Origin of the sequence: Endobacterium cereale (genome assembly GCF_009617585.1) — a bacterium.
Lineage (GTDB): Bacteria > Pseudomonadota > Alphaproteobacteria > Rhizobiales > Rhizobiaceae > Neorhizobium > Neorhizobium cereale.
In genome coordinates, this window is the sequence record NZ_WIXI01000041.1 from 76162 (window position 1) to 91060 (window position 14899).

Below are 14899 nucleotides of genomic sequence, written 5' to 3' on the forward strand. Positions count from 1 at the left end.
TTTTGAGCCTCAAAAGGCAGTTGGAGGGCATTCCGGGCGAGACCTTCAACTACATCAAGAATAATTTCACCGCCGGCGAAATTGCGCAGATGACGGCCGATGTCGCCGGCATCTTCGATCCCACGCCCGTCTCTGACGGCGCCGGCGCTCTGATCGGCTTGGCGCGCGGTGACTGGCTTTCGGTCGGTACCTCGCTACTGGGTATGGTTCCATATCTCGGCGATGCGGGCAAGGTCGGAAAATGGATTTCGCGTGGCGGCAAGTACATGCCGATCATCAACAAGCTGGCGAAGTACAGCAACATCAAACGGAAGATCGCCGTACTTTCTCAGACAAAGGCATTGCGGGCGACACGCAAGGAGATGTGGGAGAATTACCAACGCTACAAGCGCGGTGAGCGATGCGCAAAATGTGTTGAAGCCGCTAGAAAAATGAACCTGCCAGCTGGGGGACGATGGGCGGGCGAACCTGGCAACAGCAAGTGGTTCCCCGATGCAAATTCGAACCTGAAACCCGATATGCAGAAACTGATCAACGACAAAGGCGGTGTCCCTTTTGTTGAAGGTATGCCGGACTATAGCAATTTTGCCGTGTCGCTTCCTGGAGGTGGCAAGACCATGCCATTCGAGATGACAAGAGGGAGCGGCGACATCCGAAAGAGTTTCACGCAGTATAAGGACATGCTTCAACAAACCGGAAAATACGACGAAGCGGCATTCGCCAGACTGACTGACACACATACGTGGCATCACACGCCGGAAGGCATGCAACTCGTGCCCAAGGGGCTCCACAATCCGACGCAGGGAGGCCCGCCACATGTGGGAAGTCGAAGCTGGCTTGGATGGTCCGAATATTGAAGGTTCTACGAATAACTGGAGGCACTCATGTTTAAACTTCCCGAATATGCCAAGTCACGACAATCCTCGGCCAGCGCGGTCGAACTTGATCGGATCGAAAGCACGCTGTCCTGCAAACTTCCCGCGGATTACCGGGAGTTCCTTGAAACCTGCAATGGCGCCAGCATCAACATGCCCCCCGACAACATGGGGGCGGCCGTACGGGTTGAGTGGCTGCGCAGCGAGGACCTTTCTGAAGCTGCGTTCGCTGAGGTTGCAGAATACGAGACGACTTATTTCATCGTCACTATCTGGCCTGTCGAGAATGTAATCTCCGAGATGGAACAGTTCTTTGTTCATGGCGATCAGTCTCTTGGCTTCCTGCCAAGACATTATCTGCCAATCTCCCACGACAACGGGGGCTCTGATTACGTTATCGATATCTCGGATGGTCCCCAGCGCGGATATGTTTACCTCTGGCCAGTTAACATGAATGTGTCTTTTGGTGGAACGCACAATGAACACATCGGCTTCGTGGCCAAGAGTTTTACGGAGTTCGTTACTGAGAAGATTATTCCTCCACCCGAGGACTGGTGATGCCAGTTGATCTAAAACAGCTAGAAAAACACGAAGCCGTATCAAGACACCAATGGCCGCAGGCACTGATCCTACAGGCCGAGGATTGTTTGGCTGACCTGTCCCTTTCCATGCAGGACCGTCGGTCATTGGCTGACGGTGAGAAGCCTGTGGCCATTGCAAGACAACTTGAAACACTGGCGGCAGAACACGACGGCATCTTCATGAAAGTGTGCGGTTTCAGCTGGAAAGGCACGCGAATTTTTGAGCTTACCGATGGCAAGATTGCGGATCGGTTGGATGTCGACCTCTATTTTTCCGACGTGCCATTGCGGATATCACGGCTGCTGTCCAGCGCGCCTCCAGATCGCTATCCTGGGCGCCTCGAGATTTATAAATGGCGTGCCATCGATCCCGCATCAGAGTTTCGCGTTTTCATGCAAGATCGGAGGGTGGTCGGCGCCTCGCAATATCATGACAATGGGCAATTCACCGAAATCTATTCAAACCTGGCAGAGATCCACGTCGCGCTTTCCCGATTTGGCGTTTGGCTGCAGGATAACTGTCACGTTGATGATGTAGCAGCCGACGTGGTGATTGAAGGAGCCGTGAACAATTGGAATGTCCGGCTCATAGAGCTTAATCCTTTGCATCATGGGACAGGACGCTGCCTGTTTCCATTACCCCGGTTCGACGGCATGCTGCGATTTCGTGGCGAAGCAGGTAAGGTGCTGGGTGTGCCACTCAATGTTTAATGAAGGGATCAAAGCATGGGAATGCCCATCGCCGTGATTGGTAACAATCATGTTTGTCCTCAAATCGATCCTGGTCCTAAGCCGCATGTGGGAGGACCAGTGGTTACCGGCCAAGCACAGGTCAGAGTAAATGGTATCTCTGTGGCAGTTGTTGGTGACAGAACACTTTGTGTTGGCGCTGGCTGCGTAGACCCCATCACCGCCGGATCCAGAATCGCACGCATAAACGGAAAAGCTATCGCACGAATTGGAGATCCTACGTCTCACGGCGGCAAAATTGTGCAAGGCGTACCCACAGTGAGGGTTGATTAGCGTGGATGCAGTTACGTCAACGACGTTATAAAATTGCCGGAAACTCTACTCCCCATCAAGTTCCGGCTGTTAGATCTCGTAGAGACATACACCAAGAGGCAAATGTAAATTTTTGGCGACAGACATCCATCGAAACGAAATCAATAAGCCACGATAAGCATTACTTATCGATGGTTAGGCGCACAACCGCCAACCATACCATGTGAGGAACCCAAACTTAAAGATAGCGTTCCTGTAGGACTTCGTTTACCATGAAATCAATGGCTTACGATTTCGGCAGATCGGAAATTTCGAGTTTTTTTGAACGTAAGCGGGGCTGATTTGGTGGCAGTGCCCGATAACGGGCAGTGCGGAGGGCGAGATTGCGTCCGTGTGCTACCCTTGGCATGGTGTTTTCGGCAACAACAAAGGGGTGCAGACCATGCGGCGGATCGACATTGATAACCTGGACGAGGCGGCCCTGGTCGAACTCAATGCGCGCATCGTCGAACGGCTGCAGTTCCTGCATCATCAGCGGACTGCAGCTGCGTTGCAGGACATTCGGGTCGGAAGCGGCGTGACGTTCGAAGGTCCTGGTGGAGCAACGATCCGGGGCATCGTTATTCGCCGCAACAAGAAAACGGTGACGGTGCATACCGACGATGAGCGACAGTGGAACGTGTCGCCGACGCTGCTGAGGCTTACCGGCTCCCATGTGCTCGATACGCTGGATGAGGTCATGACGGGCAAGGCCAGGTCAGATGGGCCCAAGTCAGAAGGGGGCACGTCAGGTGGGGCCGGTACGAGAGCGTCGGATAAGATCGTTGCTTTCCCCAAGCCTGATCGCCGTTGATGTGCTCAGGCTCTGGCGGCGATCATCGTGGCCAGGGGAGGAATGGACCGTTCCAGTCCGCCCATGCCCAACCGATCGCAAAGATAGTGCCAGAACGACAGGCCGAGCTTCTGGCAGGTCTTCATCAGACCAAGCATGCTGTCGCGTGCCTCCCGGCCATTGCGACTGACCGTGCCGCCTGAAATCTTTCGCTTGGTGACGAAGCTGCGCAGATCTCTTTCCGACGCGTTCGTATTAAGCGGCGTTTCAGGTCGCTCGAGAACGCGCAGCAGCTCGGCCTTGCGGCGTTTCAGCCGAGCCAGCAGTTTGTCGAGATCGCCATATCCGGTGCGGATGGAGAATATTCGATCGAACCTGACCCCCAGAGCGTTGGCTGCACGCCGACTGGGTCTTCGCTGGTAGTCTTTCAGAAGCTTGTAAAAGAGCCAGATCAGTTCGCGCAAAGTCTCGACATGCTTCACTTGGCCCGGCGTCGCCGGCATCAACTTGTGCAGCAATCGCTCTGCGTGGACCCAACACAGCGCATGGGTGCCGACCCGAAACTGGCCGGCATCGTCGGAGACGATCACTGCATTGCCGACAAGACCATGATGGCGGATGGAACCCCAGATGCCGGCCTCGGCAAACGGGCGGATGATGTCCCTGTCAAAGATGTCGATACCCTTTTCCGCCAGATGGCCAAGAAATGGAACCTGGTTGGAAAACCGCCGTGGTTCGCCCGTGTTCAAGCGCGCCAGAAGGGCGGGATCCACCTGTCGGTCTTGCAGAAGGGCGAAGGCGGCATCGTTGAGGACATAGTCCTGATAGTTGCCGCGCTGTCAGTACCGGAGCAATACTCCCCAATAGTGCCGTTTGAATCTTCCCCAGGTGCTGCGGCCGCTGGGTAAGCGCGATTTTCCATGCACCTTGCCGTAGGCGGCATCTCAGAACCAGCGCCTTTTTCGAAGCGATATCCTGGTCTGTCAGGCAGCGGAGGCCTTGGAGAAGTTGAAGGGCATTAGGTCGCCGATGTCGGCATTCTCGTCGCGCTGCGGCAACTCAGTGAGCACATGGCGCAGCCAGATGAGTGGGTCGACGCCACAGGCGCGGCAGGTCAGCATGAGACTGTAGATCACGGCGCTGGCCTTTGCTCCGTCAGCGGTGTCGCTGAACAGCCACGATTTTCTTCCGGTCGCAAAAACTCTAATGTCACGTTCCAGAATGTTGTTATCGATCGGCATCCTGCCGTCGCTGATGTAGCGCGTCAGATAACCCCATTGGTTCAGGGTGTAGGACACGGCATCGCCGAGCTTGGTATCCGGCACGACCTTCGGCGCGATATTGTCGAGCCATGACTTGAGTGCGTTCAGGACAGGCAAGCTATGCTGTTGCCGGAAACGGCGAACGCAATCGGCCTGCGTTTCACCGGCGTTGGGCTTGCTCTCTCGCGCCTGCTTTTCGATCCGGTAGAGCTGCTCGAAGAACCGGAGTGCCTGTTCCGGCGGTCCGCCTCCATTCTTCCTGGTTTTGAGGGCCTCGACAAAGCGCCGCCGGGAATGAGCCATGCATCCGACATGGGTAGCACCATCCAATGTGCGCCATGCGGTATAGCCATCAGTCATGAGTATGCCGCGGTATTTGCCAAGGAAGGTCTGTGGGTGAATCTGACCGCGGCCGGGCTGATAATCGAGAAGCACGATCGGCTCGTCACTATCCTCGCCGCTGCGATAAGCCCACATATACGATGTGCTGGTGGCTTCCTTATTCTTTTCCTTGAGGACCTGAACGGTCGTCTCATCACCGTGAATGAGAGACTGTGACCTGAGCCGCAATCTCAGCGCATCATAGATGCGGTGAAGATGCTTCTCGCTCGAGCCGATCACCCAGTGAGCGAGAGCGCCTCGGCTGATCGGAACGCCGGCCCGCTCGAATGTCTGAGCCACGCGGTAGAGCGGCGTGCCATCGACGTATTTGTGGACGAGCGCGAAGGCCAGCGTCGAGGCGGTGGCGATGCTGCCCGGCAAGGGTTGCGCCGCCATCGGCGCGATCACGACCGGCGTATTGATCCCGGTGCGGTCGCAATGGCGGCAGGCATACTTGAACCGCACGTTCTGCAGGACTTTTGCCTTAACCTCGATATGAAGCTGCTCGGTAACGGCCTCGCCCATGCGATGCATTTGACTGTCGCAGCAAGGGCAAGCTTTCTGATCGTCGGGCAGATCGTATTCGACACGTTCGCGCGGCAAGTCTTCCGGCAGAGGTCTGCGGCCTCGCTTTTTAACCGCGACACTCTCGACTGCTGGAAAGCCTGTATCCGGGAGATCGGCGACAACCTCGTCGCCATCATCAGGATCATCCTCTTCGGCCTCGTTGAAGATGCGATCGACGTGCTTTTCGCTGCGGGGTGCAAAACGATGCAGCCTTGCGAGCGCCAGTTCTTCTTCCAGCTTGACGACCCGCTGCGAGAGCACTTCCTTCTCGGCTTTGAGCGCGGCGATTTCGGCGGCATTTGCCGCCAACTGCGCCATCAGCTCTGCTACATCAGGTTCGCCGGCTCGGGTCATCCCGGTTTTGAATCTGAACCGCGTCGCCGCGTCAACAGATCAACGCGCCACCTCAGCCGGCGATCTGATATTGCCGCACGGGATGGCGGATCATCGCATCGATATCGATCCCGTCGAGAATCCAGTGCAGTTGCTCGGTCGTCAGTGTAACCACCGCCACCTCTCGCCGCGGCCATCGGAACTTGTCTTCCGTCAACCGCTTCAGCACGAGCACAAAGCCTGACCGATCGAAGAACAGCAGCTTCATCCGGTCACGTCGGCGATTGCAGAAGGCAAACACCGCAGGGGCAAACGGGTCCAATGCCATCGTCTCCTGGACCAGGACCGCAAGGCTGTTGATGCCGGCCCGGAAGTCGATCGGCTCCCGATGCAAGTAGACCTTCAGATCAGCGCTCAGTCTGAACATGACCCAACGCTCCTATGATTGCGGCCAGCCCATTCTCATCGTCATACTCAACGGTCAGGCTGATCCCGTTCGGCAGGAGCGCGCTCACCTTGGATGTATGACACGGCTTGCCCACCGCCACGCTCTTCGGCGTTAAATCGCCGCCAGAACGCGGCCCCATAGCTGGAGCAATCTGAACTGGAACGAAGGCCGCGACCGATGGCGAAGGACGCTGTTCCAGGGCCTTCTTTATCCACTTGCGAACGAGATTGGCATTCACGTCATGTTCCCGCGCAAGTCGAGAGACCGAAACGCCAGGCTCTAAACACGCTGCAACGAGCCGATCACGCGAAGCAGGGTCATATCGACGGCGGCCATCGCGACCAACAAGCCGCACCTGAAGTTTAGGAGCATCTTCATCCATGTTTTGGTGTCCACTTATTTTGGTGGACACCTCATGCCTGAGAGCACTGCGCTTCAGAAGGTGCGCAGAAATTCGCGCTTACCACCAGTCTGCGCCGGTCATGGATTTCCCTCACGAAAGTACCCAGGTTCGGTGCGTCGGTCATTACCGGTTCGCTAGCCCGGATCACACAGGTACTGCTCTTGATGTTGCAAATTGGCCTTGGCAATCTGCCGCACTTGCCGGCCAGATGGTAAAATCAGTGGGCATCGCACTACCCACGGCTAGGCTGTCGCCGGATTGGAGACGATCCCGAAATTTTGTGGCAGGTTACTGTCGCAAATATTTTTGGACCGGCGACGTTCGGACAGGCGTCAACCCGGCGTGTTTCTCTAACCGTGTATGAATGTCGGCGATCGATTGCTCCAGACAGAACGCAGCTTCATCGGCGCCGAGCCGAAGCGCTTCGTCATGCGCATAGCAGAGCAGGCGGCCAAGTGCGACCAGGTCAGGATTTATCTTGTTCACGGTGCCCTCGTCATTTTCGAACATGCACACGTATAAGCAAGATCGCCGTGTCAGTCGCGTTGCAGCAGCGTTGCACCCCTCAAGAATGCATACTGCTGCCTCGTTCAATCGAGGGATGCTTTGAACTGGTCGGTGCAGTTGAACGACCATGTCGGCACGGGTGCGCCTATGTCCCTGCCAAGCGCTGCCAGAGCCTCCAGCGCATCCAACCTCTTCTGATCAACGTAAAAGCGTCGAATGCTGCCCGCGAAATCGCTCCCGACCTCACGCTCCAATCGCTTCCATGTACGCTGCTTGTAGAATACGGAGCGAAGTCGCTCGCCTACCTGAACGGCCTCGGATTGCGTACACTCACTTGACGATACCAGTGCTTGTAACGTTGCCCTTATATTGACGAACGGAATGGTGATGGGTGCGTAGCCAAACTCAACTGGCGCGTGCAGCAATGCAACGTCTGCGTCGTCATCCGTCGTGCCATCAATATAGCTTTGGTAAATCCGGCCGAGACCCCGCATGCCAAATGGTGCACATTCTGCGGCACGCAATGCTCCCATGCTGGCAGCCCCCAGAACCGCGACGTCCTGGCTAAGCGCAAACAGGATCTCCTTGTGCCGCACCGGGGCCCGATCTTCAAAGTACCCGTCGATCAGGCAGATCGCCGATGCGCCTTCATCGACGGCACGAGCGACATCGCCCAGCCCCGCCGGAGGACGGATCGTTGTCGTCACCGGAACCAGGTCGGCAGCGTTAGGGAGGCTTGGTCCGACAAAGGCTACCCTCACCGTCGCAGGATCCTTTTCAGCGCGCGATGGCCGAAGGGCCTGTCAAAGGCACCAAGCAGATTCTCGAGGTCTGGAACCACGACCTTGACGACAGAAAATGGCTTGTTCTCCAAGCTCAATGGAAAAACGTAGGCCCTGTTAATACCAGCTGCATGCAGATGCGCTAACGTGATTTCAAGAAGGTCAGTATCTACGGGATCGGAGATTTCGATGGCCCGGCTCGCAGCAGCTTCAAACAACTCCATGAGATCTGTCTTGAGCCGCTGTTCGTAGACCTCCGCGTAAAGGTCGTCACGCGCACCGGACATATAGGTCAGCCGTGATTGTGCTGCCTCCGTAATCGCACGTGCGATCGCCCGCTCGCCTCTCGGATGCGTGCCCGTGCCGGCTGTCAGCTCAAAATGTCGCGGCTGCCATCGCTCGCGGAGATCCTTCGGGCCGAGAAGAGCATGATAGGTTGGAATCCCGATGTCGGAGGTGATGTCAAACAATTGCAGCCTAAGCCCTGATTTCGCGATGGTGTCGAGGAGTTGTCGCACTGCGAAAGAGGTGATCGAATTCGTATCGACCGCGGTTGCATGCCGACGTTGTGGGGACGAGAGTTGCCAAAGAACGAAAGCGTCCCGCTCGATCCGCTCCAGAAGCGCATGAGCAATTGCTTCGGCTTGGTTGTTGCCGGACGCCAGCCCATCAGACGTCATGTGGTACGGTGTTTTGCGTGTCCGATCGAGCATGATGGCGTCGGCAGGCGCGGCAACGGGCCCATCGGAAAAGACGCAACGTCCCTCGATCCATGTTTGGACCTGCTCATCCGGTGGTACCTTGCTTCCCTTGGCCAAGAGTTCCGGGCACTTCAGTGGCTCGACATTGCCGGCGACAAGGTCGGTGATGCTTCCAGTCAGAAATTGACATTCCGGATCACCGGCAATGGCGCGCTCGATCGCTTCCATGACTGCGGAGGCTCGCGCGTCGTCGTCATTCAGTCCTTTGCCGTTGGATATGACCAGGGATTTGCTGTTGGGCGTGTAAGCGCACCAGACGGGGATGCCCAGACTGTCAAGATTGGTGTGTCGGGCAACACGGGTTATGCCGTACCCAGCCAGAAAGGGGTGTACCCGCGCGAGCGTTTCTGATGCTGATATAATCCGATCGGATTTCATTGATGTCGCGCGCGCGGGCATTTGCTTAGAAGTCGACGTGAGATGCGAATGCCTGGCTCGGTGCGCCGACCACACTGGCGAATTCGATACCCGTAAACGAGGAGGCTTCATCAGAGGACGTTTCGAAGTCCGTCCCCGCCGGTTGGGCAACCGATTTCACGGTTCCTTCGGCAAGGTCGGCGACCCAGACGTCATCGCTGCCTGTCAGTTTGAAAACAACGGTATTTGCCATTTGCTTCTCTCCTTTTTTCAAAAACCGGCCTTCTTGAGGCCGTCCCGGTACAGGGCTGTTTGCCAGGCTTCTTTGAAAGGGATCATCGCTGTCCAGGCATCAACATCAAAAGTCGGATTGTTGCCCATTGAACGCCGGCGCAAATATTGCGCCTTTCCCTTATTTCCGAGCATGGCATGGCTCGCGGCAGCTATGCGATCAGCGGCCGTCTTGTCTTTCATGTTTTCGACATGCGCGAGAGCATCCTCGTATCGCTCAAGAAAATAGCAGGCGCCGGCAGCACTCCAGTGGTAGGCGTCCGGCGCAAGCGGATTGAGAGATAGAGCCGTTTCCAGCTTTGCGAGCGCATCTGCTGGCCTGGCAGCGTGCACAAGCGTGTCCCCGTAACTGTACAAGCCATCAGCGTGATGAGGGCTCAGTTGTTCGGCATGGTGGAGGGCGGCGATACTGGCATCGAGGTCACCAAGATAAAGTCGCGCGACACCGAGTTCCCGATGCCCGTCTGCCCCGAGGGGGTCCAGCTGAATAGCGATTTCCGCGAACTCTACCGCTTTGTCCAGCAGTTGGTGGTCACCGCGAGCGGTCAGCAGCCATTCCAGCGCGTGCGTTCGCGACATAGCGCTGTTGGCGACCGCAAGGCCGGCATGCCGATTAAGGGCCTGTCGGAAAAATTTGCGTGCGCGGCGAATACTCGCAAGTTGAAGCCCGCCCATACCCTGGAGGCCCACAAGATAGTCCTGATAGGCTTCCGGATGGGCCTCAAAATCGGCATGGCGGGGCCCGGTAGCCCATATACGGGCCTTGATCGCCTCGAGGACATTGAAAGCAATCTCATTTCTGACCTCGACGAGGCTGCTTCCTCGAAGCTCGAAACGATTTGCCCAGATTACTTCATCCGTGGGCAGGAAAATCAATTGTGCGAATAGGCCGCGCAGCGACACATGGCAGTCCATGACATAGCTGACATTGTGTCTCTGAAGGGCCTCCACCTTATCTGCCTCGCGCCGGATCTGCTCGGCGGTATAGGGTGCGACAACTGCGATCTCGCGTTCGCAGCAAAGAGCGACCGTCACATCCTCGATCAGACCGACTGCTATCTCGTAGCGCTCCCCGCTTCCATCTGCATTCGGTGGCAGCAGCGCCAAACGTGGTGGGCGTTCTTTTGGATGAGCATTTTTCCCCTGCATTTCCACTTCGATGCGTGATGCAGTCGGCGAGGACAGGCGGACACGAGGCCCAAGCAAGCCCCTTAGAAATTCATCCGCGGGATAGCGCTCCAGCAGGATGAGCGCGGCGTCCCTGACGAGTATTTGCTCCTCTTCGGACTTTGCACATTTTGAGAAAGACACGAGTGCAATTCGCAGCAAGTGCTCATGATGCTGTTGAACCTCGGCGATAAAAGGCCCCAACGAAAAAGGAAGTTCACGGCACAAAGCCTTGAGAAATGGATGTCGGACCATCTTCAGCATCAGGCTGATCGAGACATGGTCGATTTTTTGAACCTCGAAAATCCCGAGGTCGGATTTCAGACTGGTCTCAACGAGGGAGATGTGGGTCGCGTCGGCCAATATCAATGGAGGGCTTCCCCGCAGGGCGCCATGCATACGTGACAGCGTAGACCGCAGGTTCGTATAAGCTGTTTCAACGGTCGAATTCGGCCATAACAATGCTGCCAGCTCCTGCCGCGAGACAGGTTTGTTTTTCACAAGCAGATATGCGAGGCAGGCTAGGCCCTTGGTCGGGACAGCAACCGTGATGTTGTTATCGTCAGCGAGTTGGACAGTTTCGTGCAGATACAGATGGTAGACCATGACGTGGCTCGCTCAAATCTCTGCCGCCAGAGCGCTCACGAGCGCGATGATTTGAGCTCGTAACGGTGGGTTCGATATCGCTTCGAAGGCGGCATTCAACTCCCGTTCTTGCGAGGAGCTCGTAAACCTGAGCTCAAGATCGGTATTCGACGTCGATTGAAGTGGAAAAGCCGGCATAGGATCGTCAGCGAAGAACCAGGCGGCATGTACCTTCAAAGCGTCGGCAATTTCCTGGAGACGGCTTGCTCCAACGCGGTTCATGCCGCGCTCGTATTTTGCGAGTTGATAGTTGCTCGTGCCGATCGCGGCGGCGAGGGCCGCTTGCGTCATATCGAGATTTTTCCGGCGCAGCACAATCCGCCTCCCGACATGGGCATCGATCTCATTCGCAGATTTGCTGCCTGTCACGACTACATCCTGTCCAAAACAAATTCAATCTCGCTCAACAATTTCCGGGTTGCAAGTAGAGAATATTCATTCAACCAAAGAAGGAAGAACACTCCGCCGTGTCCTTGCCTCGAACCAAGCCCGTTGCTGCCTTGGTATGAAACGGCGGATGTGCTTTTTGGCACTTTTGCCGCCTCCCTTTGGCCATAGTGGGCTCGGATCCCAGATCAGCTGTGGGCACCATTCCGTCTTCTAAAGCTCAGAAACCGGCAAACTCGGTACCACGGTCAAACATGAAGCTTCGACGGGCGAAGGCGGACAAAGGCAAAAATGCTTTGATGATCTGTCCATGTTAGGGCGTGAATGCCGGCTCTGGTTGTTAAGGTGCACAAGGAGCTTATGTTTCGGTCACCAGATCACCGCTACGACCGCGCTGTTCCCGGCAGTTATCGCCTTCAACCCACCCCAGACATTCGTGAGAGGCTCGCTCGGGACTATGATCGCATGTCTGCAATGATCTTTGGCGACATCCCGAAATTCGAGGATGTCAAGACAAGCATTGCTGACTTGGAAGCATTCCTGAACGAGAGCAAAAAGGATCTCACCTTTCCCTCAGATCGCTGAAGCTACAGCAGTTATGTTGATTCTCGATCGTGCTTGGCGTCTCGCATCTGAGCGTCGAAACAGTCGAGAAGGCACGCCGACCGCTTTTGAGCGAGCAGGATCCCGAGTTTCAGACGTTGATTCAGCTCTCTTCCCGAACGACGGATGCTCCAAGCTCGATTCTTCCTGGTTTCATTACCTCGCAGTAGATGCCCAGCGATCGCTTGTTGTGACGGACAATGGTCCTGAGAATTTCGGCCTGTTCATCAAGCCCGGGCTGGGGAATGAACGTCATGCCGCAGCGTTTGGTCGGCTCGGTTACTTTCCCCACAGCACGATCGATGTGCAGCGTGTCACCAAGCCACGCCGTTTCTGCAAAACCGTCTTCATGCTCCACTTCGACCAGTACATTGGGTCGAAAACGGCGGCGATCTATCGCTGTCCCGGTCGCTTTTCTTTCGAGCTCGTTCAATGAGGCGGTGGTTATGAGGTGGATGGAAGCGACATCGTAGCGATTGTTCACGCGTGGAAGCAATGCGGTTCGCTCATCTCCATCTCGATAACGCCCCACAACCACGTCGAAACCAAAATGACTGCTCAGCATGGGCAGCAAATCCAGATCTGTCAGTCGGTACCAAGACCCATCGGGAAAGCCGATCCTTGGCCCGTCCGCGTCGAGTGCACTGTTCAGAAACAACGCAGGTCGCCATCGCGGCTCTTTTTCAGGCGAGGCGACCGACCCTGACGATGGATCAAAGAGGGCGTATTGCCGGTCCCCATGCAATCCGTTCGATTCGACAATGGCCGCATCGCACATCTCGCCGCCAAGCGAGCTGACCGGGTAGCGCCATATTTCCAGAATTCTACCGATCGGGATCATGAATCGCCAATGCCTAGCCGCGCGTGTTGTTCCAGATGATGGCGTTTACGCCGTTAGAAGCGCAGGCGTCACGGATTGGCTTATGTCGGCCAGAATGGTGCGCGCTGCGGTTTCGCCCAGTTCCGCAGCACTCGTGATACCTTGGACGAAAGGATGTTTATGCAGGAGGAAGGGGATCGCGACACAGTAAAGCCGATCCGTGAGAGGGGCGGTGCTGCAAGGCCGATAGTTTTCATCGATATCAATGCCTCCTGTCCGCTTGAGGATCGCGTTTCGTTCATCACTCATCAATCCCGTTGGCTCCGGTGTGGTGGCCTTTCTGACAGCGCCCTGCTGCAGGAGTGTCGGGAAAGGCAGCTCATTGGCCGATAGTGCACTTTGACCGGTGGCATCGATAAAACTGTCGAAGGTTTCTACCCTGTCCCCCATGCGGATCCGTGCACCCCGCGCCAAACCCTCTGTCTCGATTTCGTAGCTCTCATCCAGACGGATTATCGCCAGCCGTCCAGCATTGCGCAGTGCCAGAAGTCTCTTGATGGACAGATGTGGAACCGTCGCGTACTCGTCGATGAAAATGCCCTTGAACGCGCGGTTGAAGCGTTGAAGATCATGCGTATCGAGATGCGGGACAGCCATGGCGATGATTTCGTGGGTGATGAGGATCGCATATCGCCAGGGTACGGTGAATTCTCGCCGGATATTGGTTTCCGCCTCTGCGAGATTGGCGGCCGCCCAAACGAATGGATCAACATTAGAGCGGCGACCGTAATAGGCATCCGCAAATGTATCAACCGTCAACAGGCTTAAGCCTATCTCGGCGGCGTAGGCCGGATCGGCAGCGATGATCTCCTGGCGGAAAAGGTCGAATACTCTGTCGAGCAGTTGCGACGAACCGCGAGCAATCTCCCTCTCAATGGCATCCTGCGTGCAGACGGACGGAGCAAGATAAGGAAGCGGACCATAGAAATCCGCTTCCGGCAACAATCCCTTGCGCGACATCATGGCAGCCGAGAAGTTTTCTTTGCCGGCGGCGGGCTGGAATTGAAGATCTCCGGCCTCATCTAGCACGAACGAGCCACATGACGTTGCCACCGTCAAAAGTGCATCGATGCCGCTCAGCGAGGTTCCCAGAACTCCAAGCCTGCCGTGGCCCGCAGCCTGGAGGGCCGCGGCCGGCCATGGTGATGCAAAATAGCCCGGCTTGACCTCTGTTTGATCTGACCAATTGTGCCCCGTGGCCATGACCACGTGATCGAAAACTGCGTCAAACTCTTCTTCGGCACATCGCACCTTCATGCGGATATCGTTGATACCCAGAGCAATATCGGTCACCCTGTGACCCGCGCGCACGTCGATGTCATGGCCGCGGTTTCGACCTGCTGCCACGATCGCTGCAAATTGATCCTGAAAGTAGTCACCCAGGACAAGGCGAGGATAGAACTCGCGCCCGTTGATCCTCGTTCGCACGATGGAAAACATTTCAAGATAGTCATCGTTCTGACGATTGAGCCAAGCGACAAGCGTTTCGCTCAGCATTGGAATCTCGATGCTCGGAATATTGGAAAGCATCACCGGGTCATTGGCACCGGGCAGGTAAGGCGTTCCTTTTCCCGGATACTGCTCGGCTTCGAAGATGCTGATAGTGAGAGGTGAGGGTGAGACGATTAGATTTTTTAGCGTGAAGATACCGGTCGGTCCCGAACCGATGATGCAAATCCTGCTACCCATACGCAATCACTCCAGTTCCACCTGTCGCGGCATCAAGCTTAACGGCCAAGCAGGATCGCTGTTCCGATGACATGTGAGACTGTACGCTTGCATACCAACGGACGTCGCAAGTCCTGCCACCATCACTTCATGATTTGATCGGGAAC

15 protein-coding genes and 2 pseudogenes are annotated in these 14899 nt (G+C 56.2%); 6 read left to right on the top strand and 11 right to left on the bottom strand.

From position 1 onward, the window contains the following. Nucleotides 1-2 precede the first annotated feature (2 nt). The 5 genes from GAO09_RS10580 to GAO09_RS10600 all read left to right on the top strand — a co-directional run bounded on the left by GAO09_RS10580 (nucleotide 3) and on the right by GAO09_RS10600 (nucleotide 3311). Nucleotides 3-857 (top strand): HNH endonuclease, encoded by an 855-nt coding sequence (locus GAO09_RS10580; protein ID WP_153353982.1) that lies wholly within the window; start codon nucleotides 3-5, stop codon nucleotides 855-857. A 27-nt stretch (nucleotides 858-884) separates the two neighbouring features. Next, on the top strand, nucleotides 885-1433 hold the full coding sequence (locus GAO09_RS10585; protein WP_153353983.1) for an SMI1/KNR4 family protein: 549 nt from the start codon (nucleotides 885-887) through the stop codon (nucleotides 1431-1433). Next, a complete protein-coding gene (locus GAO09_RS10590) occupies nucleotides 1433-2167 on the top strand; it encodes a hypothetical protein (protein WP_153353984.1) in 735 nt (244 codons plus the stop codon). Before GAO09_RS10585 ends, GAO09_RS10590 begins: the two co-directional genes overlap by 1 nt. Nucleotides 2168-2188: 21 nt before the next feature. Further along, nucleotides 2189-2479: a PAAR domain-containing protein gene (locus tag GAO09_RS10595; RefSeq protein ID WP_338015069.1), complete on the top strand. Its 291-nt coding sequence runs from the start codon at nucleotides 2189-2191 to the stop codon at nucleotides 2477-2479. Between the two features lie 421 nt (nucleotides 2480-2900). Beyond that, the gene (locus GAO09_RS10600; RefSeq protein WP_235938032.1) at nucleotides 2901-3311 is read left to right on the top strand and encodes a hypothetical protein; all 411 of its coding nucleotides are present in this window, start codon (nucleotides 2901-2903) and stop codon (nucleotides 3309-3311) included. Between the two features lie 5 nt (nucleotides 3312-3316). On the opposite strand, the pseudogene GAO09_RS10605 reads toward GAO09_RS10600, so the two are convergent. The 9 genes and pseudogenes from GAO09_RS10605 to GAO09_RS10645 all read right to left on the bottom strand — a co-directional run. Beyond that, a pseudogene (locus GAO09_RS10605) lies at nucleotides 3317-4126 on the bottom strand (IS66 family transposase); the annotation flags it as partial. A gap of 147 nt (nucleotides 4127-4273) precedes the next feature. Continuing rightward, on the bottom strand, nucleotides 4274-5854 hold the full coding sequence (gene tnpC / locus GAO09_RS10610) for an IS66 family transposase (RefSeq protein ID WP_153353986.1): 1581 nt from the start codon (nucleotides 5852-5854) through the stop codon (nucleotides 4274-4276). 52 nt (nucleotides 5855-5906) lie between these two features. Beyond that, a complete protein-coding gene (gene tnpB, locus GAO09_RS10615; RefSeq protein WP_153353987.1) occupies nucleotides 5907-6260 on the bottom strand; it encodes an IS66 family insertion sequence element accessory protein TnpB in 354 nt (117 codons plus the stop codon). Continuing rightward, nucleotides 6241-6663 (bottom strand): IS66-like element accessory protein TnpA, encoded by a 423-nt coding sequence (gene tnpA, locus GAO09_RS10620; protein WP_153353988.1) that lies wholly within the window; start codon nucleotides 6661-6663, stop codon nucleotides 6241-6243. The genes tnpB and tnpA overlap by 20 nt, the downstream gene beginning before the upstream one ends. A 611-nt stretch (nucleotides 6664-7274) precedes the next feature. Continuing rightward, the gene (locus GAO09_RS10625) at nucleotides 7275-7952 is read right to left on the bottom strand and encodes a TfuA-like protein (protein WP_338015064.1); all 678 of its coding nucleotides are present in this window, start codon (nucleotides 7950-7952) and stop codon (nucleotides 7275-7277) included. Beyond that, nucleotides 7949-9112: a YcaO-like family protein gene (locus tag GAO09_RS10630; protein ID WP_153353989.1), complete on the bottom strand. Its 1164-nt coding sequence runs from the start codon at nucleotides 9110-9112 to the stop codon at nucleotides 7949-7951. The genes GAO09_RS10625 and GAO09_RS10630 overlap by 4 nt, the downstream gene beginning before the upstream one ends. A 25-nt stretch (nucleotides 9113-9137) precedes the next feature. Continuing rightward, nucleotides 9138-9344 carry a hypothetical protein gene (locus GAO09_RS10635; protein WP_153353990.1) on the bottom strand — a complete coding sequence of 69 codons (207 nt, stop codon included), beginning with the start codon at nucleotides 9342-9344 and terminating at the stop codon, nucleotides 9138-9140. A 17-nt stretch (nucleotides 9345-9361) separates the two neighbouring features. Then, nucleotides 9362-11155 carry a hypothetical protein gene (locus GAO09_RS10640; RefSeq protein WP_153353991.1) on the bottom strand — a complete coding sequence of 598 codons (1794 nt, stop codon included), beginning with the start codon at nucleotides 11153-11155 and terminating at the stop codon, nucleotides 9362-9364. Between the two features lie 12 nt (nucleotides 11156-11167). Further along, the gene (locus GAO09_RS10645) at nucleotides 11168-11563 is read right to left on the bottom strand and encodes a helix-turn-helix domain-containing protein (protein ID WP_153353992.1); all 396 of its coding nucleotides are present in this window, start codon (nucleotides 11561-11563) and stop codon (nucleotides 11168-11170) included. Nucleotides 11564-11929: 366 nt separating this feature from the next. Between GAO09_RS10645 and GAO09_RS10650 the strand changes: the two are divergent. Next, a pseudogene (locus GAO09_RS10650) lies at nucleotides 11930-12166 on the top strand (hypothetical protein); the annotation flags it as partial. 121 nt (nucleotides 12167-12287) lie between these two features. Here GAO09_RS10650 and GAO09_RS10655 read toward each other — a convergent pair. Beyond that, nucleotides 12288-13025: an MOSC domain-containing protein gene (locus GAO09_RS10655; RefSeq protein WP_153353993.1), complete on the bottom strand. Its 738-nt coding sequence runs from the start codon at nucleotides 13023-13025 to the stop codon at nucleotides 12288-12290. 45 nt (nucleotides 13026-13070) lie between these two features. Next, nucleotides 13071-14753 carry an FAD/NAD(P)-binding protein gene (locus tag GAO09_RS10660; protein WP_153353994.1) on the bottom strand — a complete coding sequence of 561 codons (1683 nt, stop codon included), beginning with the start codon at nucleotides 14751-14753 and terminating at the stop codon, nucleotides 13071-13073. Nucleotides 14754-14899 lie beyond the last annotated feature (146 nt).